This is a genomic window from Pedobacter sp. NEAU-ZC8 (assembly GCF_059278965.1).
In genome coordinates this window covers 260,250-284,008 of the sequence record NZ_JCAJXC010000002.1, presented here as the reverse complement: position 1 = coordinate 284,008, position 23,759 = coordinate 260,250, and the positions used below count along the sequence as shown (strand labels likewise).

Here is a 23,759-nt window from a genome sequence, read left to right as displayed (position 1 = left end):
TTTCTTCCTTTAATTAAAGTGTAATGGTTGTTGGTGATTGTGCTGCGTGCGGATGCTCAGAACCTGCGTAAACAAATAGGTTGGTGTATAATTTAGCACCAAGTTTTGTTTTAGGTAACATACCACGAACAGCTTTCTCGATAACACGTGTAGGGTGTTTCGCCATTAACTCTTTCGGAGAAATGAAACGTTGACCACCTGGATAGCCTGTGTAAGAAATGTAAGTCTTATCACTGAACTTGTTTCCGGTCAATTTAACCTTGTCTGCATTGATAACGATTACATTATCGCCGCAGTCTACGTGTGGGGTGTACTCAGGCTTGTTTTTACCTCTAATGATCATAGCGATCTTAGATGCCAAGCGCCCCAAAATCTCGCCTTGTGCGTCAACAACAACCCACTGTTTGTTAACAGTTTTTGCATTGGCAGAGACAGTTTTGTAACTTAACGTATTCACTTGCTTGTATTTAATTTGTTAAACAATTTGTAATTCCCAGTATTTTAGGGACTGCAAAGATAGCCTAAATTGTGTAATTCTCAAATACTTGCTAAAAATAAAAGATCATCTGTTTACAGCCTGCCTTTTGCACCGCTAAGATCCGCCACTGAACAATCAAAAATACTTCGGGAATATTTAACAATAAAGCTAAGGACTAACGTTGCTTAAGCTTGGTTTTGCACCGTACTTGCACCGTACTTGCGACGTACTTGCCAGGTGCTTGCGACGTACTTCCTACGTATGGAGACGTAACAATCTCCCATCAACCTTGAGGCAACATTAACGCAATTAGCCATTAATACTCAGCCCATCTAAATTCATTTGCCATTCAATTGCGGCACAATCTTGGCTTTCCCTAAGCCGGAGATTTAAATCGAAACTATTTAAAAGCAACGTTGTTAATTTTTAAAAACCCTTAAACTATGACAAAAGAAACCAAAATCATCGCGGGAGTACTGGCAGGAGCTGCCTTAGGTGCCGCTATAGCACTGATCTTATCTTCAGATAATACTGACGACCTTAAAAACGATGTAACCGATTGGTTCAGCGACTTACTGGATTCGTCGAAAGACAAACTTGCAAGTGTTTCTGAATCTGTTAAAGACACCGTATCACATGCTAAAGATTCGCTTTCTCACGCAACTGACTCGATCACACATGCTAAAGAATCAGCAACCGATGCTGTTAAAGATTCCATCTCTAAAGTAAAGGGATAGGGATAGAATGAAAATCACATTTCATGGTGCTGCACGTGCTGTAACCGGCAGCAAGCACCTTATTACGCTAACCAATGGCACCCAGGTCCTGTTGGACTGCGGATTATTTCAGGGTATGGGCGAAGTAACCGACAAACTGAACGGTTACTTCGGCTTTAACCCGGAAAAAATAGACTACATGATTCTCTCGCATGCCCATATTGACCATGTGGGTCTTTTACCAAGACTGGCGAAAGAAGGCTTCAACGGCAACATCTATGCTACCGCAGCCACAATGGACCTTGCCAGGATACTATTAATGGATTCTGCGAAAATCCAGATGCAGGATGCAGAATACCTTAGCAGCACCGGCAACAGTGATGATGATGACGGCTTATATAATGAAGATGATGTCATCAAAGCGCTGGGGCAATTTAAGGTTCTGGAATATAATGAGGAAGTTGAAATTGATCCCAGGATCCGCGTAACACTTACCGATGCCGGACACGTGCTTGGTAGTGCGGCCATACACCTGACCATTATCGATGATGGGAAAGAATATAAGATCACTTTCAGTGGCGATGTGGGCCGTTATGGTGATCTGCTGTTGAAAAGCCCGCAGACCTTCCAGCAGGCTGATTACATCATCATGGAATCTACCTATGGCAATTCCCTGCACAAGGACCTCGAACCTGTTGAGGACCGGCTATTGGAGATCATCAACAACACCTGCAACATCAAGGGTGGTAAGGTGGTTATCCCTGCTTTCAGCGTCGGTAGAACCCAGGAGATTTTATATGCACTGAACAGTCTTGAACTGAAGAACAAACTGCCGGATGTACCCTACTATGTTGATAGCCCGTTATCTTTGCAAGCAACTCAGGTGATTAAAAACCACCCGGAAGTCTACAACAACGGGGTGAAAGAGGTGATGAAGGTCGATGATGATCCTTTCCATTTCAAGGGACTGAAGTTTATAGAAAGCGTGGAAGAATCACGTGCGCTGGTAGACGACCCGCGGCCATGCGTGATCATTTCCGCGTCGGGAATGGCAGATAGTGGCCGGGTAAGGCACCATATTCGCAACATCATCGGCAATCAGAAGCATACGATCCTGATGGTTGGATACTGTGAGCCGAAGTCGCTCGGTGGCCGGTTAATTGCCGGCCAGCCGGTAGTGGAAATATTCCGTGAGGAGTTTACCGTAGCTGCAGAAGTTATTGCCGTTAAATCCATGAGTGCACACGGGGATTATGAGGATCTGCTACACTTTTTAAGTTGTCAGGATCCTTCTTTGGTTAAAAAGGTGTTCCTGGTCCACGGAGAATATGAGGTGCAGCAGGAGTTCGCAAAGAAGATCCTGGAGAAAGGCTTCACTTCGGTTGAAATTCCGGAATACCATCAGGAGTTTGAACTTGAATAACACGAATGAATGATATTAGATAGCATATTAGGTTACGAGTTTCCCAAATTTCTGAACAACCTGATCATTGCAGCACTTGCATTGTTGACCGGCTATATTATAAAGGTTATCCTATGGCAGCTTTTTCATGTAAGTACCAGGATCTGGGACAGCTTTGTCGTTAAAGCAATCAGCAGACGTTTAAACAAGCCTTTTACGTTTTTCTTCCCCCTATTTATACTAAACATTGCGACAGGGTTCATGAATTTGAACCCTGTTTTTCGCTTTGAATTCAAGCGGGTTATCGGGATTTGCATCGCTGTTGTTTTTGCATTTATCCTGATCAACATCATCAAAGTGCTGGAAGATTATTTCTACCATCGCTTTGATCTTTCCAAAGAAAACAACCTTAAGGAGCGTAAACTTAAAACGCAGCTGCAGTTCATCCGGAAGTTTGTGATTTCGTTGATCGTCTTTTTTACGGTCGCCATCATCCTGCTGAGCTTCGAAAGTATGCGGAAAATTGGCGCAGGACTACTCACAGGTGTGGGTGTAGGTGGTATCATCATCGGTTTTGCCGCGCAGAAATCATTGGGCAGCCTCCTTGCGGGTTTTCAGATTGCCTTTACGCAGCCCATCCGGATAGATGATGTGCTGATCGTAGAGGGCGAATGGGGCCGCGTGGAAGAAATTACGCTCACTTACGTCGTAGTCAGCATATGGGACCAGCGCCGTTTGATCCTGCCGATCACCTATTTTATTGAAAAGCCCTTCCAAAACTGGACCCGGGTTTCTTCTGAATTGCTGGGTACCGTGTTTCTGAATTTGGACTACAGCATCCCCATCCCACCCTTGCGGGAGGAGTTTACCCGCTTACTGAAAGAAAACCCGCTTTGGGACAGACGGGTAAATGTGGTGCAGGTGACCGACAGCAAGGAATCCATTGTGGAAGTCCGGTTCTTAATGAGTGCCAGAAATTCTTCTGAGGCATTTGACCTGCGCTGTTATGTGCGGGAGCATATGATTGCCTTTGTGCGCGACAACTATCCACATGGCCTGCCGCGGGCACGTGTAGAGTTTCATAAGACACCTTAAATCTGTATTTTTGGCGCTATGGACGTATTTGGACAAGCGCTAACCGATCAGTTTAAACATGGCAAAGCCGACACCCTGCATCTTTACACCTCCCTGGGTGATTTAGAGGAAATGCCGCTCGATCTGTTTTTCCGCTCGGAAGAAGAAATGCCGGAGCTGGAAACCTATGCGCTTGAACTTTGCAGGGGCAAGGTACTGGACATTGGCGCAGGTGTAGGCAGTCATGCCTTGGCGCTGCAGCAAAAAGGCTTTGATGTTACGGCAAACGATATCTCTGAAGCAGCCTGTGAGATCATGCGGGAACGTGGGGTACAAAACATCCTTTGTGGTAACATACAGCACCTGCAGCTTGAAAAATACGACACCCTGCTGATGCTGATGAACGGTATCGGTGTGTTCGGAAAACTAAAGGGCTTTTCAGATTTTCTGGAACGTGCAAAAGGCTTGATCAATGAAGGCGGGCAACTGCTGTTCGACTCGTCAGACATCACTTATGCCTACGAAGATACTGTGCTGCCCACAGGCAACTACTTCGGTGAAGTATCTTACCAGTACGAATACAAAGGCAACAAAGGCGAATGGTTCGATTGGCTGTTTATAGACCAGGCGACCCTTATTTCTACGGCATACCAGGCCGGCTGGACCTGCGAGATACTCTATATAGATGAAAATGATCAGTATCTGGCTAGGCTTTTTCTTCCCAGATCGTTGCAATATTAACGATCGTCTGCACCGCTTTCTCCATATCCTGTAAGGAAACCCATTCCTGTTTGCCATGGAAAGCATGTTCGCCGGCAAAGATATTTGGGCAAGGTAAGCCCATAAGCGATAGTCTGGAGCCATCGGTACCACCCCTGATGCTTTGACGGATCGGGTTTAAACCTGCACGTGTTATGGCGAGTATACCGTATTCCATCACCTTTGGATGCTGATCCAATACCTTCTTCATGTTCCGGTATTGTGCCGAGATCGTAAGCTTATAAGAGGCCTCCGGGTACCCTTGCATGACTTCTTTAACTGTACGTTCCAGGGTCTGTCCATGTTCAGCAAGTTTAGCATCATCAAAATCACGCAGGATAAACTCCACCATCGTTTCCTCTACATTACCTGCAACATCTACGGGGTGAATAAAACCTTCCTTTAAACTGGTCGATTCCGGTGATAAATGATCCTTGGGTAAGGCATCAATAATCGCAGCAGCAATCTTAATCGCACTCTGCATCTTACCTTTTGCGAATCCTGGGTGGGCACTTACCCCATAAATGGTTAACATGGCGCCATCTGCAGAGAAAGTTTCGTCTTCAATGGAACCACAGGTCTCCCCATCAACCGTATAGGCGTATTGCGCACCGAGCTTTTCGAGGTTTACATTGTCTACACCACGTCCAATTTCCTCATCCGGGGTGAAGAGGATCTTAATTTCACCATGTTTAATTTCCGGATGGCTTAGCAGGAAAGCTGCTGCTTCCATGATTTCAGCGACGCCTGCCTTGTTATCTGCACCAAGCAGTGTGGTTCCACTAGCGGTGATGATGTCATTCCCGATTTGATTTTTCAAGTCAGGATGCTCCGCCATTTTCAATACCACCGTAGGATCATCAGGTAATACAAGATCCTGGCCCTGGTAGTTGCGGTGTATGATGGGTTTAACATCCAAGCCACTGCAATCGGGCGAGGTATCCATGTGCGAACAGAAGCAGATCACCGGTACTTGCTTTTCCGTATTTGATGGGATGCTGGCATACACATAGCCAAATTCATCAAGTTCTGCATCGTGGATGCCCATGCTTTGAAGCTCCTCTACCAGCACTTTGGCCAGGTTCTTTTGCTTTTCGGTACTTGGACTGCTGGTGCTGCGCGGATCGGATTGTGTATCAATCTGAACGTACTTTGTGAAGCGAAATGCGAGGGAATCGGTTTGAAATTGATAATTTGGCATAATTATGTAGCGGTATAGGATTAAAGCCCTTTACGAACAAAACTAACAATAGATCTCTTGAAAAGAATATATATTTTTCTATTATGCGCCCTGGCAGGATTGCAGGCAAGTGCCCAATCGAACTTCTACAAATACTCGGTTGGTGCTGGTGGAGGGGTAACTGTTGGCTATGGCGACCTGCGTGGTCAGTCGCTTTCGCCAGCAGCATACGGTACGGCAGAATTTTACTTTACGCCCTATGTTTCCATGGGTGTAGAAGGACAACTTGGACGCATTAAGGGCGGAGATACGACAGCGAATTTTGCAAACTATAACAATAAATACAAAGCAGGGTCCCTTTACGCGCGACTTGCCGCTGGTGCTTTTATGAACCACACTTATCGGCATACCACATTGAAAAAGCTTATCAGAGGGGTTTATGTTGGTACCGGGATCGGTTTAATTCGAAATGATATCGTCGAGCGCTACCCAACCGTTAACGTCAATCCACGCGTTGATCAGGGTAAACGCCATTCCTGGGATGCACTTGTTCCATTGAACGTAGGCCTCAACTACGGCATCAGTGAAAAAAATGGGTACGAACGCTTTGTAATAAACCTGAACTTTCAGGGTAACCTTACCTTTGGTGAGGGCATGGATGGCTTTGACCGGAACCCATTATTCTCCCGGAAAACCAGCAACGACATTTATACTTTCAGTTCTATTGGTATAAAGTATAAATTTGGTCCTGTTGGATATTTTAAACGATAAACATTCATGAGGCGAGTATATTTGATTTTCCTGGTATGCCTGGGCATGCAGAGCTTTGGACAGCAGACACCATTTGAAAACAGTCAGAAACAAGCGACAGCAACCTACCCGGAAGTAATCAAGTATTATCAGGCCTTAGATGCCGCCTATCCTCAAGCCAAACTCATTACTTATGGCCCGACCGACTTCGGTGAGCCATTGCGCCTTTTGGTATTATCTAAAGACAAGACCTTTGATCCGGAGCTGATCCGCAAGCAAAATAAACGCATTTTACTGATCAATAATGGCATACATCCGGGCGAGCCGGAGGGTATTGATGCCAGTATGATGCTTGCACGCGACATGCTTAAAGGCAATAAATTGCCGGATAATATGGTAATCTGTATAATTCCGCTGTACAATATAGACGGAAGCTATAATAGAACCAGCAGCTCCAGAGCTAATCAAAATGGACCTGTAGCTTACGGCTTCCGGGGTAATAGCAGGAACCTGGATCTGAACCGCGACTTTATAAAAACTGACTCGAAGAACTCTGCAAGCTTCCAGCAGATCTTTAATATCTGGCAACCAGAGGTATTTGTTGATACGCATACCAGCAATGGCGCAGATTACCAATACACCATGACGCTGATCCCAACACAGAAGGATAAACTGAATGCGACATTATCGGCTTACCTGACCAGGCAAATGGTGCCCGCCTTGTACAAGGACATGGCTGCTAAAGGTTACGAGCTTATTCCTTACATCAACAGCGTGGAGGAAACGCCAGATGCAGGGATCACGGGATTTCTGGAGCCGGCAAGGTTTTCTACCGGCTATGCGGCGCTACACAATGCCATCGGCTTTATGCCTGAAACACACATGCTGAAGGCTTTTGATAAACGTGTGGATGCAACCTATAAACTTTTGGAAACCTATATCGCTATTGTTTCGAGAGACGCTAAACAAATTGGTCTGAACAAACAAAAAGCAGATCAGGATGTTGCTGCGCAAACCGTTTTCCCATTGGAATGGAAGCTGAACAAAGAATTATATGACAGCATTCCCTTCAAAGGTTACACGGCAAAGCAAAAGCCGAGTGCGGTAAGCGGAAAAGACCGGCTTTACTACGACCGGAATGCACCCTACGAAAAGTACATCAAACAATGGAACAACTTCGAGCCCGCAGTTACGGTTAAGAAACCCGTCGCATACGTGATCCCGAAAGCCTGGAGCCGCGTGGTGGAACTGCTGAAGTTAAACGGCGTGAAGGTGCAGCAACTGGATAGCGATACCAGGCTGGATCTGGAGATGTACTACATCAAGGATTATAAAACCGCCCCAGCGCCCTATGAAGGACATTATATCCATTCGGCAGTACAGGTAAATCCAGTGAAGCAGAGCCTGCAATTCTACAAGGGCGACTACCTGGTATACGTTAACCAGCCGCAGAACCGTTATATTGTGGAAACCCTGGAGCCACAGGCAACGGACTCTTTTTTCAACTGGAACTTCTTTGACTCCATCTTAGGACAGAAAGAGCACTATTCTGCCTATGTTTTCGAAGATACCGCAGCGCAGCTGCTGAAAGATAATCCCGAACTTAAAGAACAGTTGGCACAGGCAAAAGCGAGTAACCCTGACCTGGCGAAAAGCGCAGCAGCACAACTGCAGTTTGTGTACAAGAACTCTGCATATTACGAAAAAACACACTTGAGGTACCCGGTTGGTAGATTACTGGAGCCTTTAAAGGATAGTACAAAATAAAAGCATGGAATATTTAAACCAGACCCCAGTAGCAAGTCTCATTTTAGTTTTTACCGTTGTTACCAGCATCTATGCTTTCAACGACCATACGCTTTATGGCAAGTTTATGCTGCACCCATACAGTGTTTACCGGAAGAACAAGCTATATACCCTGATTACAAGTGGTATGATCCACTCGGACTGGATGCACCTGATTTTTAACATGATGACCTTCTTCTTTTTTGCATTTACGCTGGAAGCGCAGATCGGTTCATTTCGTTTTGGCTTGATCTATTTCCTGAGTTTGATCCTAAGTGATATCCCTTCCGTGTTGAAGCATAAGGATGACTTCTGGTACAACAGTCTGGGCGCGTCAGGTGCCATTAGTGGGGTGCTGTTCAGCTACATCTTGTTCTATCCGCTAAGCAAGCTGTACCTTTTCTTCATCCCAATTGGCATACCGGCAGTACTCTTCGGCGGACTATACCTGATGTATTGTGTTTATGCTTCAAAGCAATCCAGGGATAACATAAACCATGACGCACACTTTTTTGGGGCGCTCACCGGCATTATCATCACCATATTGATCATTCCGGGTATTGTGCCGCACTTTTTAAGTGCTTTAGTAGGCGGGCGGTAAAGCTGCCGGATTGAAGTAGCTCATCGGTGCCAAAGGATCTTTGATGATCTCAAATAGCGTATGGCCCCATGGTTTCCAGAAGTTCTCCAGCACCTGCGCATAGGTCTTATGCTGCCAGTTATCGAACAAAGGTTTACTTGAAGCGCCTTTCAGTGGCATTGGAGAGATGTAAATGGTGCCTTCTACTGGCAGAATGGTGTATTCCGGCAAACGGTTGAAGAGGTAGGCGGAGTAGAAGAACCTGGCGCATAACTCTTCGAACTGCTGCTCGAGCAACGCTTTACCTGCAATTTGATCCAGGATCTCCTTGTGAAAACGTTTGTTAGTGCCATTGTCCTGCAGACACATGATGATACCGAAATCTTTAAGCTTAAGGGAGAAGGTCATGGTATTGATCTCATCACGGAAGCTGAAATAATGATCCTGATCAGCAAGCGGTACAACAACGATAGACCATGGTTCGAAATCCTCAAAATCTACGTTCAGGTAAATGCTCTGAATCATGGTGTGCAGGTTACCAAATTTATGCATTAGGCCCTGCGACATATTTACCCCATCAGAACTTAATTGCTGCAGCTTAATCGCCGCATTCATTTCGATATAGATCAGGCTGTACATGAACTTGCCCACCCATTTGAAAAGATCGATTTCTTCCAGCTTGGAGACGGCTGCATAGCCACCTTGAAAGGCTGTCGCAATTTTCGCTTCAAGCGGATCAATGAATTGCTCAAGAATCTCCGTGTTAACCGGCACTTTGAGGGTGTTATAAGAACGTACGCTTTCATCCAGAAGCTTAATCTGCTCCTGACCGGAAAAGTTGGCCAGGGCAAGAAGCCAATCCGGAAGCACATTGATTTCCGTTATGGGCGTTTTCAAAGTATCGCCGCTAAGGAAGCAGTTTTTATACTTAAAATCGAAGTTTTTGAAGGGCTGGTAGATGCTGCTGTTCATAGAACCGGCAATATTATGGATATTATTTTTACATTCACCGGCGCAATCATATTTTAACTTTACGATTACCAATCCGCTTCAGCATCATGCAGGCAACCCATATCTCCTACCAGCTTGAACTCAAACACCCCTTTGCGATCGCTAAGTTCTCCAGGACGAGCACACCCTTATTGCTGCTGAAGCTCGACCATGAAGGGCACACCGGATATGGCGAGGCCTCTATGGTACCCTACATGGGGGAATCATACGAGTCCGCGTCGCGTTTTCTGGAACGGGTAGACTGGAGCCGCATCCAGGCGCCATTCAACTTTCCCGAGATCATTGCCTACCTGGATGCTCTTGAAAGTGGCAATCCCGCTGTCAAAGCCGCCATAGATATTGCGCTGAATGACCTGCAGGGTAAGCTCCTGAACAAGCCCTGTTACGAGATCTATGGTGCTGAACCTTCGAAAATGCCTTTAACATCTTACACGATTGGTATCGACAGGCCAGAGGTGCTGAAGGAGAAGATCCTTGATGCAAAAGATTTCAAGGTGCTGAAGATTAAACTCGGCCGCGATAACGATCGGGAGCTGATCAATACGATCCGTAGTGTAAGTGACCTTCCGCTGTATATTGACGCCAACCAGGGTTGGACAGATCGTAAGTCGGCCATTGAAATGATCTACTGGCTGCATGAGCAAGGCGCGGTGTTGATCGAGCAGCCGATGGACAAGAACGACCTGGAAGGCAATGCCTGGATTACAGGTAGAAGTCCGATCCCTATTCTGGCCGATGAGGCCGTGCAGCGTTTAACAGATATCGACAAGATCAAAGGTGCCTATCATGGCATTAATGTAAAGCTGATGAAAAGCGGCGGAATGTATGAAGCACATCAGATGATCCTGAAGGCAAAAAGCCTGGATATGAAGGTGCTGATCGGGTGTATGAGTGAGACCTCTTGTGCCACGCTCGCTGGAATCGCGCTGGCACCGCTATGCAACTGGGCAGATCTGGATGGACCATGGTTAACCAGTAACAATCCATTTAAGGCCCCGCAAATGGATGCAGGGCGCTATAAGATGAATGATCTTCCTGGTTTAGGCCTGGAAGGTATTAACGCTGATTTGTTTTATTCTTAATGGTTTGTCTGAGGTCCCTGATTAGGGTGATCTTCAGATAAATAAAGAAGATCGCTGAGGCGACGAACAAACATACCGCAGGCATATTGTGTATTTCCCATGCCCATTTAAGCCCGATGATCGAAATGAAGATCCCCAGGTAAAAAAATACGTTATAGGCAATTTGTTTCTTCATGATTAGTATACCGGCATGTTTGGATCAAACGCTTCCTGCCATGCCAGGATACCGCCTTTAAGGTTATACAGGTTGGTGAAACCCAGTTGTTCCAGCTGCATCACTGCCGCCGCGCTGCGTTTTCCGCTTCTGCACTGCACGATTACCGGTTTATCGGTTGCAATTTTATCAGCTTCTATTAATATGCCGCCTAAAGGGATATTTTCCCCATTCAGATTGGAGGTTTCATACTCGAAAGTCTCTCTAACGTCGATTAGCTGGAAATCTTCGTTATTATCCATCTTCTGTTTAAGCTCTTGTACAGTAACTTCTTTCATCTGTTTAGATTTTTATTGGTAATGAAATCATCATGACGAGATTTCATGGTTAAATTTTCTCAAAGATAAGCAATTAATATAATACGCATTTGTCGCCTGACGACCAGCTTCCTGTAAAATTTATCGACAATATCGCTGTAACAACGTTGCCCCCCAGGCGTTTAATAGATAGCTATATTAATACCCTGAACTATGAACTCCGTTAACCAATTCTTTTGGTTTTGCTCCGGTGTGCACCTGGATACGCTAAAAAAACATCCTACCGAACAGAACAAGTATGTCGGGATCGGCGCCACCATTTTCTTTACAGGACTCTTCGCAGCACTTTCGGGCGGCTATGCCATGTATTTTGTCTTTAAAGGCGATCCATTTGCGGTCATCTTCGCGCTGCTGTTCGGCATCCTCTGGGGGCTGGCGATCTTTAACATGGACCGCTATATTGTGGCCAGCATCAACAAGAATACCTCCGTATGGAAGCAAATCCTGCAGGCCACACCCAGGATCCTGCTTGCAGTGATGATCGGGATTGTGATTTCGCGCCCGCTGGAGCTGAAGATCTTTGACAAGGAGATCCGGGAACGGCTGAAGGTAAGTTACCTGAACAACCAGCGTGCAAAGATCGATACGTTAAACAAGGCATTCAACAACAAATACGCCATTGAGCTTGCTAAGCTGAATGCTACCCGCACCGAAAGAGACTCCCTTGCCAGTGCCATCAAAGCCGACCGGCAGAAGCTTAACTTTGAGATCTTCGGCAATAAAACTGCGGAAACCTCGGGTGTAATGGGCTACGGTCCGTATGCTAAGCGCAAGGAAGCGGAGCTCATCCAGCGCCAGCAGAACCTGGATACGCTGAATGCTTATGTCCGGCAGCAGGAAGATTTCGTGACCCGACGTAAGGAATTCGATGGTATGTTCGCTGAAAAGATATACACCGGCAAACAGCTGGACAGCCTGGCCAGCATTGCAGGTTTCGCCGACCGCAACTGGGCGCTAGGACAGCTGAGCTTTAATCCGAATGGTACACGTGATGAAAGTACAGCCATGGCCGTCACCTTCATTGGCCTGCTCTTCATTTTCTTCGAGTGTTTGCCTGTTTTTGTCAAGATGATGAGCAGCATTGGCCCTTACGATAGATCCGTCGAGTTCAGGGAAACTGCCGAGGTCTATACCGCTGAAAAAGACCGTGACTATGAGGTAGAAGTGGTTGATGGCGTACATGAAACACGCGTAAACACCAGCATCGAGCAGAAAAAGTTAAGGCTTAAAGAAGATAATTACTAATTTAACCCAAAAAACAAGTAATGAAGAACAAACTCTTTTACGCCTTTCTGTTTCTACTCCTGACCGGACAAGTCAGTGCTCAGGACATCAATAAAATCATCACTAAGGACTATGTAGACCGACTCATCAAAACCCTGAGCAGTGACGAAATGGAAGGCCGTGCCACCTTCACTCCGGGTATAGACAAAGCAGCAAGCTTTATTGAAAAGGAATTTAAGGCCATCGGCTTGAAACCTTTAACAGGCGCAAGCGGATACAGGCAAAGCTTCTTCAAATACCGCGTAGCACCCGCTTCGGTTGAAGTAAACCTTAATGGAACGACGGTAGCGCCGGAGAATATCCTGGTTGCTGGTAGTACCACAGCATCACTTACCTTCGACAATACTGCTGCAGAAAGCTGGATGAAATTAGATGCTTCTAAAGACTTTATTTCGCAGTTCCGTGGGCTATCAAGAAGTAAAAAGCAACAACTGGTATTGGTTGACCCTAAGATGGAGAAAGATTTCAATCGTGTGAAAGATGCACTTAAGCGTGGAAGCATGGTTGACGAGAAAGACCTTCAGGCTGCGCAGGCATCTGGATTGGTATTCGTGCTAACGAGGGACACCGTAGCTACGCAGTTCAAGGCGAACGTTAAAAACGAAGTATCCAAGCTGCCATTGTTTAACGTTGCCGGTATGATTCCCGGTAAATCAAAAGCGAAGGAGTTGGTCGTATTCTCAGGTCACTATGATCACCTGGGCATTGTAAAGGCTGTTGAAGGCGATAGCATTGCCAATGGTGCTGACGATGATGCCTCTGGTACTACTGCGATGATCGCGCTGGCGAAATACTATAAAAAGCTAAACAACAATGAGCGTACGTTAATCTTCGTTGCATTTACAGCAGAGGAGATCGGCGGTTTTGGTGCTAAATATTTCTCAGAGCAGTTGAACCCAGACGACGTTGTGGCGATGTTTAACATCGAAATGATCGGTAAAGAAAGCAAGTTTGGCAAGAACGCCGCATTCATCACTGGCTACGAGAGATCCGACTTTGGAAAGATCCTGCAGAAGAACCTTAGCGGCACGGAGTTTACCTTTCACCCGGATCCATATCCGCAGCAAAACCTGTTCTACCGCAGTGACAACGCTACGCTGGCAGCTTTAGGTGTTCCGGCACATACCATCAGTACTGACCAGATTGATACCGATAAGTTGTATCATACGGTGAAAGATGAGTACAGCTCTATGGATATCGACAACATTCTCTCTACCATTAAAGCAATTGCAAAAAGTGCCATTACGATCGTTAAAGGCACCGACACCCCGAGCAGAATACCTAAGCTGGCTCGATAGTCTTTTCCATGATATAATCATTCATATAGAATCCGTTGCCAATCTCATTGTCAACGGATTCTTTGATTTTAAAGCCAGCACTTTCATAGAAGTCCTTGGCTTTATTATACCTGTTTACGTTTAAACGCAGGTATCTGCCGCCTTCAGCGCGGACCCTATTTACCACTTCATTCATCAGGAATTTCCCGACACCCTGTCCATGCGCTTCCGGCAAGACATACAGCTTGTGCAGGTGAAAAGCATCACCTTCATCCCTGGAATAAGCAGCAAAACCGACCTCTTTAGAACCCTGACGCGCGATAAAGAACTGATGTCCTTGTGCCAGCTGCTCCTGCAAGGCCGGAAGGTTGTAGATCTTGTTTAACATATAATCAACCTGCTCCTGACCAATAATATGGGTGTAGGTCGGCCCCCAGGTTTCCTGTGCGATCTCCTGAATGATCGGCAGATCAGATTCTGTAGCTTTCTTAAGTAGGATCATAATATTCCCTCACAAACAAATAGGTACCAGCAAATGTAAATTCAACGAAACCGTCTTTGATGACTTCAAAACGTTCCTTCTCGTTAGGGAGCAGGTTAGTGGTTTCAAAGTAATTCGTCAGCGGGATCTGGAACTCCGTCCCTTTAGGCTTCCATACTTTAAACCCTGATTTTATCGCATAGTTTTTAGTATTTGTCGTAAAGATCACGATGTTGATTTGCGGGAAGTAGTCGATAAGGTCTGGCAGTTGCCCATCCTGATCGATGATGTTAACCGCCTGGTAGCCCTCCTCGATCAAGAAGTCAAGCACTTCCAGGATATCGGCTTTCATCTTTTCAATTAAACGGGTATTCTCCTGGTATTCCTGTCTGCTGGAGGGATTCAGTACAACATCGACCTTCAAGCCTAAACTCACTACTTTCTCGTATTCCGTGGAATTTACGATCAAAGTCGGGCTCCATTCCAACAATTGTCCAAGGTATTCTTCATTAAAGTCACCCAGCTGGTGAATGTATAACGCAGGTTCCTGCTTTTCTCTGATGATATGATGTGATGACATAAAACAAAAATATAAATATGAGTTTATTGACAAACCCTGATTATTTCAAAAGCGGAAGATAGTCAAAAAATTAGGGTACCCTTGTTCTACACACGTTTACAAGAAATATTGCGTTAATTAGTATATTCTTTTACATTTAAGCCGCAAATGATAACCGCTAAGATAGCTTAGCAATTTAGAACTAATAAAATCTTATGAACAAATTAAGAATGTACTTTTTGCCAGTTGCGCTGGGCATCTTGACACTAACCATGTACTCGTGTAAAGCGAAAAAAATGGTCACAACAACCCCTGCACCGGTGGTTAAAAAAGAAACCCCTGAAGTAACCAAAACTGAGCCTGAGCCACAAAGAGCACCTGAGCCACAGAAAGAAGAACCGGTTGCAAAGCCTGACTATAACTTTGAGAACATCCTGTTCGAATTCAACTCTGCAGTGCTTAAAACATCTTCTTTCGCAATCCTGGACAAAGCTGTAGCGGAAATGAAAAAAGATACTTCTGTTAAATTTGAGCTAAACGGTCACTCTTCTGCGGAAGGTTCTCCGGCACACAACATGTCACTATCTATCGACAGAGCAAATTCGGTAAAATCTTACCTGGTAAATGCTGGTTTTAGTGCAGATAACTTCAGCGTAAAAGGATTCGGTGAAGCGAAACCAGCATCATCAAACACCAATGAAGAAGGCAGAGCATTAAACCGTCGTGTAGAAATTAAAGTCGTTAAATAATAAGCCTTCTGGCTTTAGACTATAAAAAAAGGAGATACCTGCGTATCTCCTTTTTTTATTACCAGAAAGGGCATTAAAGCCATCTTACCTGAGCGGTGTTGCCTTACAATCCGCAGGTGCGAATATAAACCTGGCATGTTCATAATCGATCGGCACCGTTTCATCGAAGGCACCTGTGCCCCAAACCACATTGATCTGTCCGATACCAAGTACCAGGCTGTCGCCGCGCTTTAGAAAAGCCATAGGATTCCGGTACCATTTGTCTACGTTATTTATCTTGAAATCATAAGCAAGGATCAGCGTATCACCTTTCCCTTTTTGTTCACCCAATATGGTGCCGTCATAGACTTTGCCGTCACCATAGTTAATGCGCATTTTACCTTTGATCTTAGATCCGGTAAAGCTTAGGTTCATCATGGCTGTGTCCTGCTGAAAACTGGCGACGTAGCAACGCTCCGTTGTGCTTAGCTGTGTTGTGGCTTCCGGCTGCGTCTGATTACAGCTTGTTCCAAGCATTATAGCTGAGCCCAGCAAAGCCAGGACTCCCTTAGCGGATGTAAGCTGTAGGAGAAATCGCGGAACAATGGCCTGAGGTGAGTAAGGTTCAAGCATTGGTATGTATTTTAGCCGACATTCACCGGTTTAAAAGGGGGCATATTGGTTTTATTCAGAACCGATGTTACGCTGGAGATCACACCTGCAATATCGGAAAGATCTGCCGGCACAATCATCGTGTTATTGGTTTTCGCCAGTTTACCAAACTCGTTCAGGTATTGCTCTGCAATACGCAGGTTAACGGCATTCATGCCACCCTCCTGATTTATCGCACCAGCAATTTCCTTTATACCGATGGCGGTCGCAACAGCAACCATCTCAATTTCCGCAGCAAGACCACTTGCTTCGTTGATCTTACGCTGCTTTTCACCTTCCGAGCGTGCAATCATCTCCTGTTTGTCCCCTTCAGCACGGTTGATCTTCGCTTGTTTATCACCTTCAGATTCGGCGATCAAAGCGCGTTTTTCACGTTCTGCACGCATCTGCTTCTCCATCGCATCGCGAATACTTTGTGGTGGAGAGATGTTTTTTACCTCATAGCGGGATACTTTGATCCCCCATGGATCACTCGCCTTATCTACCGCATTAACGATCGCGCCGTTTACGGTTTCTCTTTCCTCGAAGGTTTTATCCAGCTCCATTCTACCGATCACACTTCTCATGGTGGTTTGCGAGATCTGGATCACCGCAAAACGATAGTTATCAATCCCGTAGGATGCTTTCTGCGGATCTACAACCTGTAAGTACAGCACACCATCTACCTCGACCGCGATATTGTCTTTGGTGATACAAATTTGCGGCGCCACATCGATCGCCTGCTCTTTCAGGTTCTGCTTGTAGGCTATTTTATCTATGAACGGGATCAGAATGTGAAAGCCGGCTTCTAAGGAGCGGCTGTATTTACCCAAACGTTCTACAATGAATACGGTACGTTGCGGCACAACTTTAAAGGTGGACAAAAATGCCACGAGCACGAATAGTGCGAGGAAGATCAGAATAATAGTGGATGACGTCATATTGCTTTAGTTGGTTTTACATATAATAAAATACTGTCTATTCGGGTAATGATCACGTTTTCGCCGGGTGAGATGGTTTCTTCAGAACAGGCATCCCATTCGGTGCCCCTGAATTCTACACGCCCCTTTTTACCAGGAAGGATCATGGTTTCTGCTACGGCAATTTTTCCAACGAACTCATCAGGAAGCATGCTGGCCACCGTTTGTCCCATGCCGAACCTACGTTTCACCCAATTGCGAAACAGCAGCACAGAAAGTACTGAGCTTACCAGAAAAACAATTAGTTGCGTATTGATGGAAATGTCAAAAAAGAAGGTTGCAATGGCTACGATCCAGGCACCCAGTCCAAAAAAGAACAAGATAAAACCCGGGAGCAGAAACTCCAGCAAGAAGAGCGCTAAACCGAGGCCAAACCAAATTACCGCGTTATTTAAAAAACTTTCCATATCACAATTAGCTTATTTAGTTTTGAAGGTGCTGTTTCTTCGAAGGATCTTTTAATTCGCTATATATCCCTTAGCACTTTCTCTAAATATAAGTAATTTACGCGAAAAAATGAACTTAAAAGGCACTGAAAACCTCGTAATCACCCGAAAATGAAAGAAATCCCTGAGCGAAATCATGATCTGTTAAGAAAAAAGATATACATCATTATCTTCAGGTCGGATACGCCTGCAGGGAGGCTGTTTGATCTCACGCTGCTATTCTTAATCCTGCTCAGTATCTTTTCAGTTGCATTAGAAAGCGTGGCGACTTTCCGGAGAGATTACCTGACCTATATCCACGTCATCGAATGGACCTGCACCATCTTTTTTACCATAGAGTATGCCTTGAGGATTTATGTCATAAACCGGCCGAAACAATATATTTTTAGCTTTTATGGACTGGTAGATCTGGTGGCCTTTTTGCCAACCTACCTTAGTTTTTTCCTGGCAGGCACGCAGTTTCTGGTCGTTGTCCGCGCATTCAGGTTGCTAAGGGTATTCCGGATCTTGAAATTGAGCAGGTTCCTTTCCGAAGGTAATATTCTGAAGCAGGCACTACAGAATTCTATGCATAAGATTGTGGTCTTTCTGGCTACAGTACTCACCCTGGTAATCATTATGGGCACCATTATGTACCTTATTGAAGGTCCGCATAATGGCTTTGAAAACATACCTATTTCTATTTACTGGGCTATAGTAACGATTACCACGGTAGGTTATGGCGATGTATCGCCACAAAGCCCCTTAGGGCAGTTCTTCGCCAGTATCTTGATGATTATGGGTTACGGAATTATTGCTGTACCGACCGGGATTGTGTCTGTAGAGATGGCGAAAGCAACGGAGCTGGCAAAAAAACGCTGCCCCGCGTGCAGGGCAGCGATATTTGATTCGGAAGCAAATTTCTGTTCCAATTGCGGCGTCGATCTGAAACAGATCCAAACCAACGCGGAAGCCCAAAAATCGAAATAAAACCGCAAATCCGCCTGGATATTAGCTGGCTTGGGCGGTAGGGCGCAGAATGATCTCATTCACGTCAAACTCTTCAGGCTGCTCAATCACATACGCTACTGCCCTTGCAATAGATTCTGGCGATATCGCAATGTCCAATACCGGCTGCATCACTTCTTTAATATTATTGTCCGTGATGGTGTCAGGTAACTCCGTTTTAATGGCTCCTGGAGAAATAATGGTTGTTCGGATGTTATAAGGCTTCACTTCTTGCCTCAATCCTTCTGAGATAGCCCTGACCGCAAATTTTGTGGCCGAATAGACCGCAGCCCCAGGCCCTACACGGTGCCCTGCAACAGAAGATACATTAATGAAATGACCGCTTTTTTGCTCTTTAAAAACTGGCAATACTGCGCCAATGCCATATAACACCCCTTTGATGTTGGTGTCAATCATCTTTTCCCACTCTTCATAGTGCAGGTTTTCCAGGCGGGATAGCGGCATCAGCCCGGCGTTGTTAAAGATAACGTCAACCCTGCCGAAAGCATCCAGCGTGTTTTTTACCAGGGCATCAAGATCTTCCTTTTTCGTGACGTCGGTAATGAAAGCACGGGCAGATCCACCTGCCTGCTCAATGTCTTGTACAATCTGATCCAGCTTCTCTTTTCTGCGGGCGCCAAGACTAACTTTCGCACCCTGTGCTGTAAGATGTTTTGCTACAGCTTCGCCAATACCACTGCTGGCGCCGGTGATGATCACCACTTTTCCTTCAATATTATTTCCCATAGAAATTGTTGATAGCTAACAGGGCTACCTGCCCTGGAGCATTTATCTACAATCGGGAAAATTTAATGTTTTAGCGCGGAATGGATCTGTAATAAATATGACAATAACGAACTAGGCGTTTACTTACCCTGATCGTCATTCACCTCCAGCCAGTGGCCATCAGGATCCTGGAAGTACACCTGCTTTACCCCGTCAACCCGAACAGTAGGCGCCTTTTCAGTACCAGGCCAGTTGGAGAATTCGATTTTTTGTTTATTTAGTACGGCAATAAAGTTGTCAATATTAGGTACGCTGAAGCAGAGGTGCTCATTTTTATCGTGCGTTGCTTTTGCATTAGGTCCCTGAATCAGGTGCAAAGCGCCTGCGGGTCCTAAGGTAAACCATACATGTCTTCCGTCCTTAAAGGGTTCATTGATCTTCACCAGGTTTAACAAGGTGTGGTAGAACTTTTCACTTTTCTCAAGGTCAGATACGTATACGGCAATGTGGTTTAGCCTGGCACTTACCGGCTGGTTTTTTTCCTGGGCATTCATAGATTTACAAAACAGCGTGCTTATTGCGATTGTTAGAAGGACTGCAAACTTTTTCATCATTCGGGTATTTGGTTTAATGGTAAACTTAAACACAAATCGTTATTCCCCGTAGCTGTTATTGTATTATTTTTATTGCTCGAAAAACTAATCAGTTAATTAACCAAATATGAAGTACAAATCCCTATTCTTAGGCAACATTGCCTTGCTGTTCATCACCTTTGCTACGGCAGCGGCCCCAGTAAAAAAGGCACCACCACGTGAGTTCTACCAGCTTATGGTTTACCACATCAAAGACAAAGCACAGGAAACACGTATGGACAAGTTCCTGTCGGAAGCCTACTTGCCGGCCTTACACCGCGCAGGAGTCAAAACTGTAGGCGTGTTTAAGACGCTGAACATCGACACGGCCAGCGACAAGAAAATTTATGTTTTCATGCCATTCAAATCCCTGGCAGCATTTCACAAGACCACGAAGCTGTTGGAAACAGATAAGGAAATCGCCGCTAAAGGCGCAGATTATCTGAACGCAGCTTACAACGACGCACCATACATCCGTATAGAGTCTATCCTGATGGAAGCTTTCAGTGGCATGCCAGAGATGAAAAAGCCGACGTTCAGCACGCCGAAGAGCGAACGCGTTTACGAATTACGTAGCTACGAAAGCGCTACAGAGAAGCTGTACAGGAATAAAGTGGCCATGTTCGACAAAGAAGAGGTCGAAATCTTCGATAGAATTGGCAGTCAGCCGGTATTCTATGGAGAAGTAATTGCCGGAAGCAGAATGCCAAACCTGATGTATCTCACCACTTACAGCAATATGGAATCCAGAACGGCACATTGGAAAACATTTAGCGATGACCCGAAATGGAAAAGGGTATCGGCCATGCCGGAATACCAGCACAACGTGAGTAAAAACGACACCAAGTTTCTGGTGCCAACTGACTATTCAGACATTTAAACAGCAAGCCTCCAAAGCGGACGCAGCTTCCATCCAGCTTGTACCTTAACAAGGCTTTAACAGGGGGTTGACAAGGGGTTGACAGGGCCTAAAGCCGGCCAATGCCTTGTCAACCCCTAGCTAAGACCTTTTGAACCTCTTGTCTGACTACTACTTGTATATATTTTTTAAGTCCTTTTCAAATAGCGTGTATGGATCCTTGTAAAATCTCATGAAATCCGGTACACTTGGATGCCCGGGAAAAGGAGCATAATAGTGGGTAGGGCTTTTCGTATCATTTCTCCAGACCAGTACATAAGATAACTCCATTTTGTTGCGCTTCATCACTTTGAGCAACACATCATTCCACCAGTTGGTATTGGGAATAGACTCCAATCCAGTTTCCGTAAATGCCGCAAGCTTACCGGTTTTTTTAGCATAATCAGAAACGATAGTAAGCTTCTGTACTGCAGCCTCCAGGTTATAACGATTATCACGGCCCATATCGCCATAGTTGTCCATGCCAACCATATCCACCCATTCATCTCCGGGATAGCGTTCCAGGAATTCTGCTTCGGTTTTGAATTTATTATCCGGGGAGAAAGCATAAAGGATGTTATGAACGTTAGCGCTGTCTTTTAGATAAGAGACTGTAAAGCGCCATAGCGTTTTAAACTCCTCGGTGGTACAATGCGGTTTACCCCACCAGAACCACTCGCCATCAAACTCATGGTATGGGCGGAAAATGATTGGCACCTGCTTTCCATCCTTACCTTTAAGGTCTTTAACCAGTCCGGCTACATTGTCCAGGATCTTCTTGTATTCCTCATGTGCTTTGCCCCCAGGAATGATGTATTTCACTGCTGGCAAGGAAAGTGAATCTACCCAGTAGAACCCACCTTTGGCAACGGGATTGGAGAAGTGCCAGGCTACAGTAGTAACTCCTCCACGATTATAGGTATCTACGATGTTTTTCTTTAAAGCAGCTTTGTTCTTTTCGATCTCCGTTTCAGGAAGGCCGGACAGGCCAGAGAAATCTACTCCAATTACTGCCGGATGAGAACCGGTAACCGATTTAACATCCGAGCGGTTTTCATCACCAAACCAGCCATGTCCGTATTCGGTGGCATGCTGGTGCCCAAACAGCGTGTGCTTTTTAGAAAGCGTTTTCAGGTTTTTATACAAGGCCTTGGTTTCAGGGGTAGCTTGAGGGTCTATCGGTCCCTGCTGGGCAGATGCCGCGGAAAAGAGCAGCATTGCAATCGCGGATAATAAGAATGATCTCTTCATGGTGTTATACTTGGTATTATAATAATTTCGGTGTTTACTGCATCGACTAAATCAAAGCTATTGGATTCCGGCGCCTGCTTTCAATGCTATTTTATCGGAACATTGTATTAAAATGCGAAACAGGAATGGAATCGCGCAAATTGATGATGATATAAGACATCCTTACCGGGGAAGGTACTTCGAGAACTTTGCATGCAAGTATTTTTTTTCTTCAGTCTGTTGACGCCCATAAATGCCAATATAGCCGCTAAATAGGTACGCGGTAAAACACGCCAGGGCAAAGAAAAGCAGATGTTCAACACCAAACAGTTCAAGGCCCATGACCGTACAGGCCAGCGGGGTGTTGGTGGCTCCTGCGAACACGGCAATAAAGCCCAATGCGGCAAAGAGGCTCACTGGTGCATTCAGCAGGCCTGAGAGTGTATTGCCAAGCGTAGCGCCGATATAAAACAGCGGGGTCACCTCACCACCTTTAAACCCCGTTCCAACAGTTATGGAAGTATAGATGGTTTTCCAGAGCCAGCTCCAGTGGTCTGCGCCGCCAAGATGGAAAGCTGATTGTAAGGTCACCGCAGCGGGATATTCCGGATCTACTCCAAGGCTCAGGTAATCTGGCTTGCCCAAGAGCTGTGTAAGTCCGATGATGATGAGTCCCCCAACAAAGGGGATCATCCATTTAAGCTTGAAAATGCGGTTGGATAAAGTCTTTATTTCATTGATCATACGGGTAAACAGGTAGCTGGCCAAACCAAAAGCGGCTGCAGCAGGAATAATTTTCAATGCCAGCAGCAGATCAAAATGTAGTGTACGGCTGAAATAATCGGCATCGAGGGGCAGCTCGTCGATGCGGTAGTGCTGGTGGTGGACCTGCCAGGCCTTAACCGTTGCATCTGCCAGCAGTGCTGCCATAAGGCCCGGGAGAAATGCTTTGTATTGGACTTTGCCCTTGGTGAGTACTTCAAACGCAAATATAGCACCGGTGAAAGGCGTTCCAAATACGGCGGCAAAACCTGCAGCCAATCCTGCGCTAAGCATCAGTTTGCGTTCTTCCGACATGAGTTTAAACAAGCCATTGAACATGGAAGCGATGCTGCCACCCATCTGTACCGCTGTACCTTCACGGCCCGCAGAACCGCCAAACAGGTGTGTCATCAGTGTTGTAAGAAGTATCAGCGGTGCCATGCGCTTTGGAACAGGACCACCATCCTGTTGAATTTGATCCAGGATCAGGCTGTTTCCTTTTTCGGCAGACTGGCCAATCGACTGGTAAATGAGCTGGATCGCCACCCCGGCTAGCGGTAGCAGGAACAACAACCAGGGATGTTCAAAGCGGAAGTGAATGGTCTTTTGCAAGGCCCATAAGAAGAAGGCAACCATGCTGCCAACTACAATCGCCATCGGTACAGTTAAGATCAACCAGCGTACAAGCCAGCGAAAAACAGTAAGCTGTTCGGAAAAGTAAAAGTTTCTTTTGGGTGACACCATCTCCTGCGATAAAACTAATGCATTAT

General features: G+C 45.6%; 27 protein-coding genes. 13 read left to right on the top strand and 14 right to left on the bottom strand.

Translation table 11 applies throughout. The features are described 5' to 3' along the window. Window positions 1-13: 13 nt before the first annotated feature. Complete coding sequence (gene rplM / locus AC5WJX_RS02940) at window positions 14-457, bottom strand: 50S ribosomal protein L13 (protein WP_440428586.1); 444 nt, start codon at window positions 455-457, stop codon at window positions 14-16. A gap of 464 nt (window positions 458-921) precedes the next feature. Here rplM and AC5WJX_RS02935 point away from each other — a divergent pair, with 464 nt between their 5' ends. The 4 genes from AC5WJX_RS02935 to AC5WJX_RS02920 are packed head-to-tail and all read left to right on the top strand — an operon-like array spanning window position 922 to window position 4,411. Beyond that, entirely contained in the window at window positions 922-1,215 is a 294-nt protein-coding gene (locus tag AC5WJX_RS02935; protein WP_440428587.1) for a YtxH domain-containing protein, read from the top strand. A 7-nt stretch (window positions 1,216-1,222) separates the two neighbouring features. Continuing rightward, window positions 1,223-2,617: an MBL fold metallo-hydrolase gene (locus AC5WJX_RS02930; RefSeq protein ID WP_494483289.1), complete on the top strand. Its 1,395-nt coding sequence runs from the start codon at window positions 1,223-1,225 to the stop codon at window positions 2,615-2,617. A 9-nt stretch (window positions 2,618-2,626) separates the two neighbouring features. Continuing rightward, entirely contained in the window at window positions 2,627-3,691 is a 1,065-nt protein-coding gene (locus AC5WJX_RS02925; RefSeq protein WP_494483288.1) for a mechanosensitive ion channel family protein, read from the top strand. Window positions 3,692-3,709: 18 nt separating this feature from the next. Then, window positions 3,710-4,411, top strand: coding sequence for a class I SAM-dependent methyltransferase (locus AC5WJX_RS02920; protein WP_494483287.1), 702 nt, complete (start codon window positions 3,710-3,712; stop codon window positions 4,409-4,411). Here the strand turns inward: AC5WJX_RS02920 and pepT are convergent. Further along, the gene (gene pepT / locus AC5WJX_RS02915; RefSeq protein WP_494483286.1) at window positions 4,377-5,630 is read right to left on the bottom strand and encodes a peptidase T; all 1,254 of its coding nucleotides are present in this window, start codon (window positions 5,628-5,630) and stop codon (window positions 4,377-4,379) included. The two genes, AC5WJX_RS02920 and pepT, sit on opposite strands and share 35 nt — an antisense overlap. 57 nt (window positions 5,631-5,687) lie before the next feature. Here pepT and AC5WJX_RS02910 point away from each other — a divergent pair, with 57 nt between their 5' ends. From AC5WJX_RS02910 to AC5WJX_RS02900, 3 genes are read left to right on the top strand one after another with little or no spacing between them, the layout of a single operon-like run. Continuing rightward, window positions 5,688-6,380 (top strand): hypothetical protein, encoded by a 693-nt coding sequence (locus tag AC5WJX_RS02910; RefSeq protein ID WP_494483285.1) that lies wholly within the window; start codon window positions 5,688-5,690, stop codon window positions 6,378-6,380. A 6-nt stretch (window positions 6,381-6,386) separates the two neighbouring features. Beyond that, window positions 6,387-8,126: a M14 family metallopeptidase gene (locus AC5WJX_RS02905; protein WP_494483284.1), complete on the top strand. Its 1,740-nt coding sequence runs from the start codon at window positions 6,387-6,389 to the stop codon at window positions 8,124-8,126. Between the two features lie 4 nt (window positions 8,127-8,130). Next, window positions 8,131-8,745: a rhomboid family intramembrane serine protease gene (locus AC5WJX_RS02900; RefSeq protein ID WP_440428597.1), complete on the top strand. Its 615-nt coding sequence runs from the start codon at window positions 8,131-8,133 to the stop codon at window positions 8,743-8,745. Here the strand turns inward: AC5WJX_RS02900 and AC5WJX_RS02895 are convergent. Further along, window positions 8,728-9,696 carry a hypothetical protein gene (locus AC5WJX_RS02895; RefSeq protein WP_494483283.1) on the bottom strand — a complete coding sequence of 323 codons (969 nt, stop codon included), beginning with the start codon at window positions 9,694-9,696 and terminating at the stop codon, window positions 8,728-8,730. The genes AC5WJX_RS02900 and AC5WJX_RS02895 overlap by 18 nt on opposite strands. Before the next feature lie 86 nt (window positions 9,697-9,782). On the opposite strand from AC5WJX_RS02895, the gene AC5WJX_RS02890 reads away from it, so the two are divergent. Then, window positions 9,783-10,817, top strand: coding sequence for a dipeptide epimerase (locus tag AC5WJX_RS02890; RefSeq protein WP_494483282.1), 1,035 nt, complete (start codon window positions 9,783-9,785; stop codon window positions 10,815-10,817). Here the strand turns inward: AC5WJX_RS02890 and AC5WJX_RS02885 are convergent. Further along, window positions 10,792-10,992, bottom strand: a complete 201-nt coding sequence (locus tag AC5WJX_RS02885; RefSeq protein WP_440428600.1) for a DUF6358 family protein — start codon at window positions 10,990-10,992, stop codon at window positions 10,792-10,794. The genes AC5WJX_RS02890 and AC5WJX_RS02885 overlap by 26 nt on opposite strands. Window positions 10,993-10,994: 2 nt before the next feature. Then, the gene (locus tag AC5WJX_RS02880) at window positions 10,995-11,309 is read right to left on the bottom strand and encodes a rhodanese-like domain-containing protein (protein ID WP_440428601.1); all 315 of its coding nucleotides are present in this window, start codon (window positions 11,307-11,309) and stop codon (window positions 10,995-10,997) included. Window positions 11,310-11,501: 192 nt separating this feature from the next. On the opposite strand from AC5WJX_RS02880, the gene AC5WJX_RS02875 reads away from it, so the two are divergent. Continuing rightward, window positions 11,502-12,593 carry a DUF4407 domain-containing protein gene (locus tag AC5WJX_RS02875; RefSeq protein WP_494483281.1) on the top strand — a complete coding sequence of 364 codons (1,092 nt, stop codon included), beginning with the start codon at window positions 11,502-11,504 and terminating at the stop codon, window positions 12,591-12,593. Window positions 12,594-12,613: 20 nt separating this feature from the next. Then, complete coding sequence (locus AC5WJX_RS02870) at window positions 12,614-13,930, top strand: M20/M25/M40 family metallo-hydrolase (protein ID WP_494483280.1); 1,317 nt, start codon at window positions 12,614-12,616, stop codon at window positions 13,928-13,930. Here AC5WJX_RS02870 and AC5WJX_RS02865 read toward each other — a convergent pair. Both AC5WJX_RS02865 and AC5WJX_RS02860 read right to left on the bottom strand, forming a co-directional pair. Continuing rightward, the gene (locus AC5WJX_RS02865) at window positions 13,914-14,411 is read right to left on the bottom strand and encodes a GNAT family N-acetyltransferase (RefSeq protein WP_494483279.1); all 498 of its coding nucleotides are present in this window, start codon (window positions 14,409-14,411) and stop codon (window positions 13,914-13,916) included. The two genes, AC5WJX_RS02870 and AC5WJX_RS02865, sit on opposite strands and share 17 nt — an antisense overlap. Continuing rightward, entirely contained in the window at window positions 14,398-14,970 is a 573-nt protein-coding gene (locus AC5WJX_RS02860; protein ID WP_494483278.1) for a thiamine pyrophosphokinase, read from the bottom strand. The genes AC5WJX_RS02865 and AC5WJX_RS02860 overlap by 14 nt, the downstream gene beginning before the upstream one ends. Window positions 14,971-15,164: 194 nt before the next feature. Here AC5WJX_RS02860 and AC5WJX_RS02855 point away from each other — a divergent pair, with 194 nt between their 5' ends. Continuing rightward, window positions 15,165-15,698, top strand: a complete 534-nt coding sequence (locus tag AC5WJX_RS02855) for an OmpA family protein (RefSeq protein WP_494483277.1) — start codon at window positions 15,165-15,167, stop codon at window positions 15,696-15,698. A gap of 84 nt (window positions 15,699-15,782) precedes the next feature. Here AC5WJX_RS02855 and AC5WJX_RS02850 read toward each other — a convergent pair whose 3' ends face one another. Genes AC5WJX_RS02850 through AC5WJX_RS02840 form a run of 3 tightly spaced genes read right to left on the bottom strand, consistent with a single transcriptional unit; the run spans window position 15,783 to window position 17,715 of the window. Next, a complete protein-coding gene (locus tag AC5WJX_RS02850) occupies window positions 15,783-16,310 on the bottom strand; it encodes a hypothetical protein (RefSeq protein ID WP_494483276.1) in 528 nt (175 codons plus the stop codon). A gap of 11 nt (window positions 16,311-16,321) precedes the next feature. Continuing rightward, a complete protein-coding gene (locus tag AC5WJX_RS02845) occupies window positions 16,322-17,269 on the bottom strand; it encodes an SPFH domain-containing protein (RefSeq protein WP_440428608.1) in 948 nt (315 codons plus the stop codon). Then, window positions 17,266-17,715, bottom strand: coding sequence for an NfeD family protein (locus tag AC5WJX_RS02840; protein ID WP_440428609.1), 450 nt, complete (start codon window positions 17,713-17,715; stop codon window positions 17,266-17,268). The genes AC5WJX_RS02845 and AC5WJX_RS02840 overlap by 4 nt, the downstream gene beginning before the upstream one ends. A 150-nt stretch (window positions 17,716-17,865) precedes the next feature. Here AC5WJX_RS02840 and AC5WJX_RS02835 point away from each other — a divergent pair, with 150 nt between their 5' ends. After that, a complete protein-coding gene (locus AC5WJX_RS02835; RefSeq protein ID WP_494483275.1) occupies window positions 17,866-18,723 on the top strand; it encodes an ion transporter in 858 nt (285 codons plus the stop codon). A gap of 21 nt (window positions 18,724-18,744) precedes the next feature. Here the strand turns inward: AC5WJX_RS02835 and AC5WJX_RS02830 are convergent, their stop codons facing one another. Both AC5WJX_RS02830 and AC5WJX_RS02825 read right to left on the bottom strand, forming a co-directional pair. Then, complete coding sequence (locus AC5WJX_RS02830; RefSeq protein ID WP_494483274.1) at window positions 18,745-19,488, bottom strand: SDR family oxidoreductase; 744 nt, start codon at window positions 19,486-19,488, stop codon at window positions 18,745-18,747. 119 nt (window positions 19,489-19,607) lie between these two features. After that, entirely contained in the window at window positions 19,608-20,021 is a 414-nt protein-coding gene (locus AC5WJX_RS02825) for a VOC family protein (protein WP_494483273.1), read from the bottom strand. 166 nt (window positions 20,022-20,187) lie between these two features. Between AC5WJX_RS02825 and AC5WJX_RS02820 the strand changes: the two genes are divergently transcribed. Further along, complete coding sequence (locus tag AC5WJX_RS02820) at window positions 20,188-20,979, top strand: NIPSNAP family protein (RefSeq protein ID WP_494483272.1); 792 nt, start codon at window positions 20,188-20,190, stop codon at window positions 20,977-20,979. A 150-nt stretch (window positions 20,980-21,129) separates the two neighbouring features. On the opposite strand, the gene AC5WJX_RS02815 is transcribed toward AC5WJX_RS02820, so the two are convergent. Then, on the bottom strand, window positions 21,130-22,248 hold the full coding sequence (locus tag AC5WJX_RS02815) for a glycoside hydrolase family 26 protein (RefSeq protein WP_494483271.1): 1,119 nt from the start codon (window positions 22,246-22,248) through the stop codon (window positions 21,130-21,132). A gap of 162 nt (window positions 22,249-22,410) precedes the next feature. Continuing rightward, window positions 22,411-23,646 (bottom strand): voltage-gated chloride channel family protein, encoded by a 1,236-nt coding sequence (locus AC5WJX_RS02810; protein ID WP_494483270.1) that lies wholly within the window; start codon window positions 23,644-23,646, stop codon window positions 22,411-22,413. Window positions 23,647-23,759 lie beyond the last annotated feature (113 nt).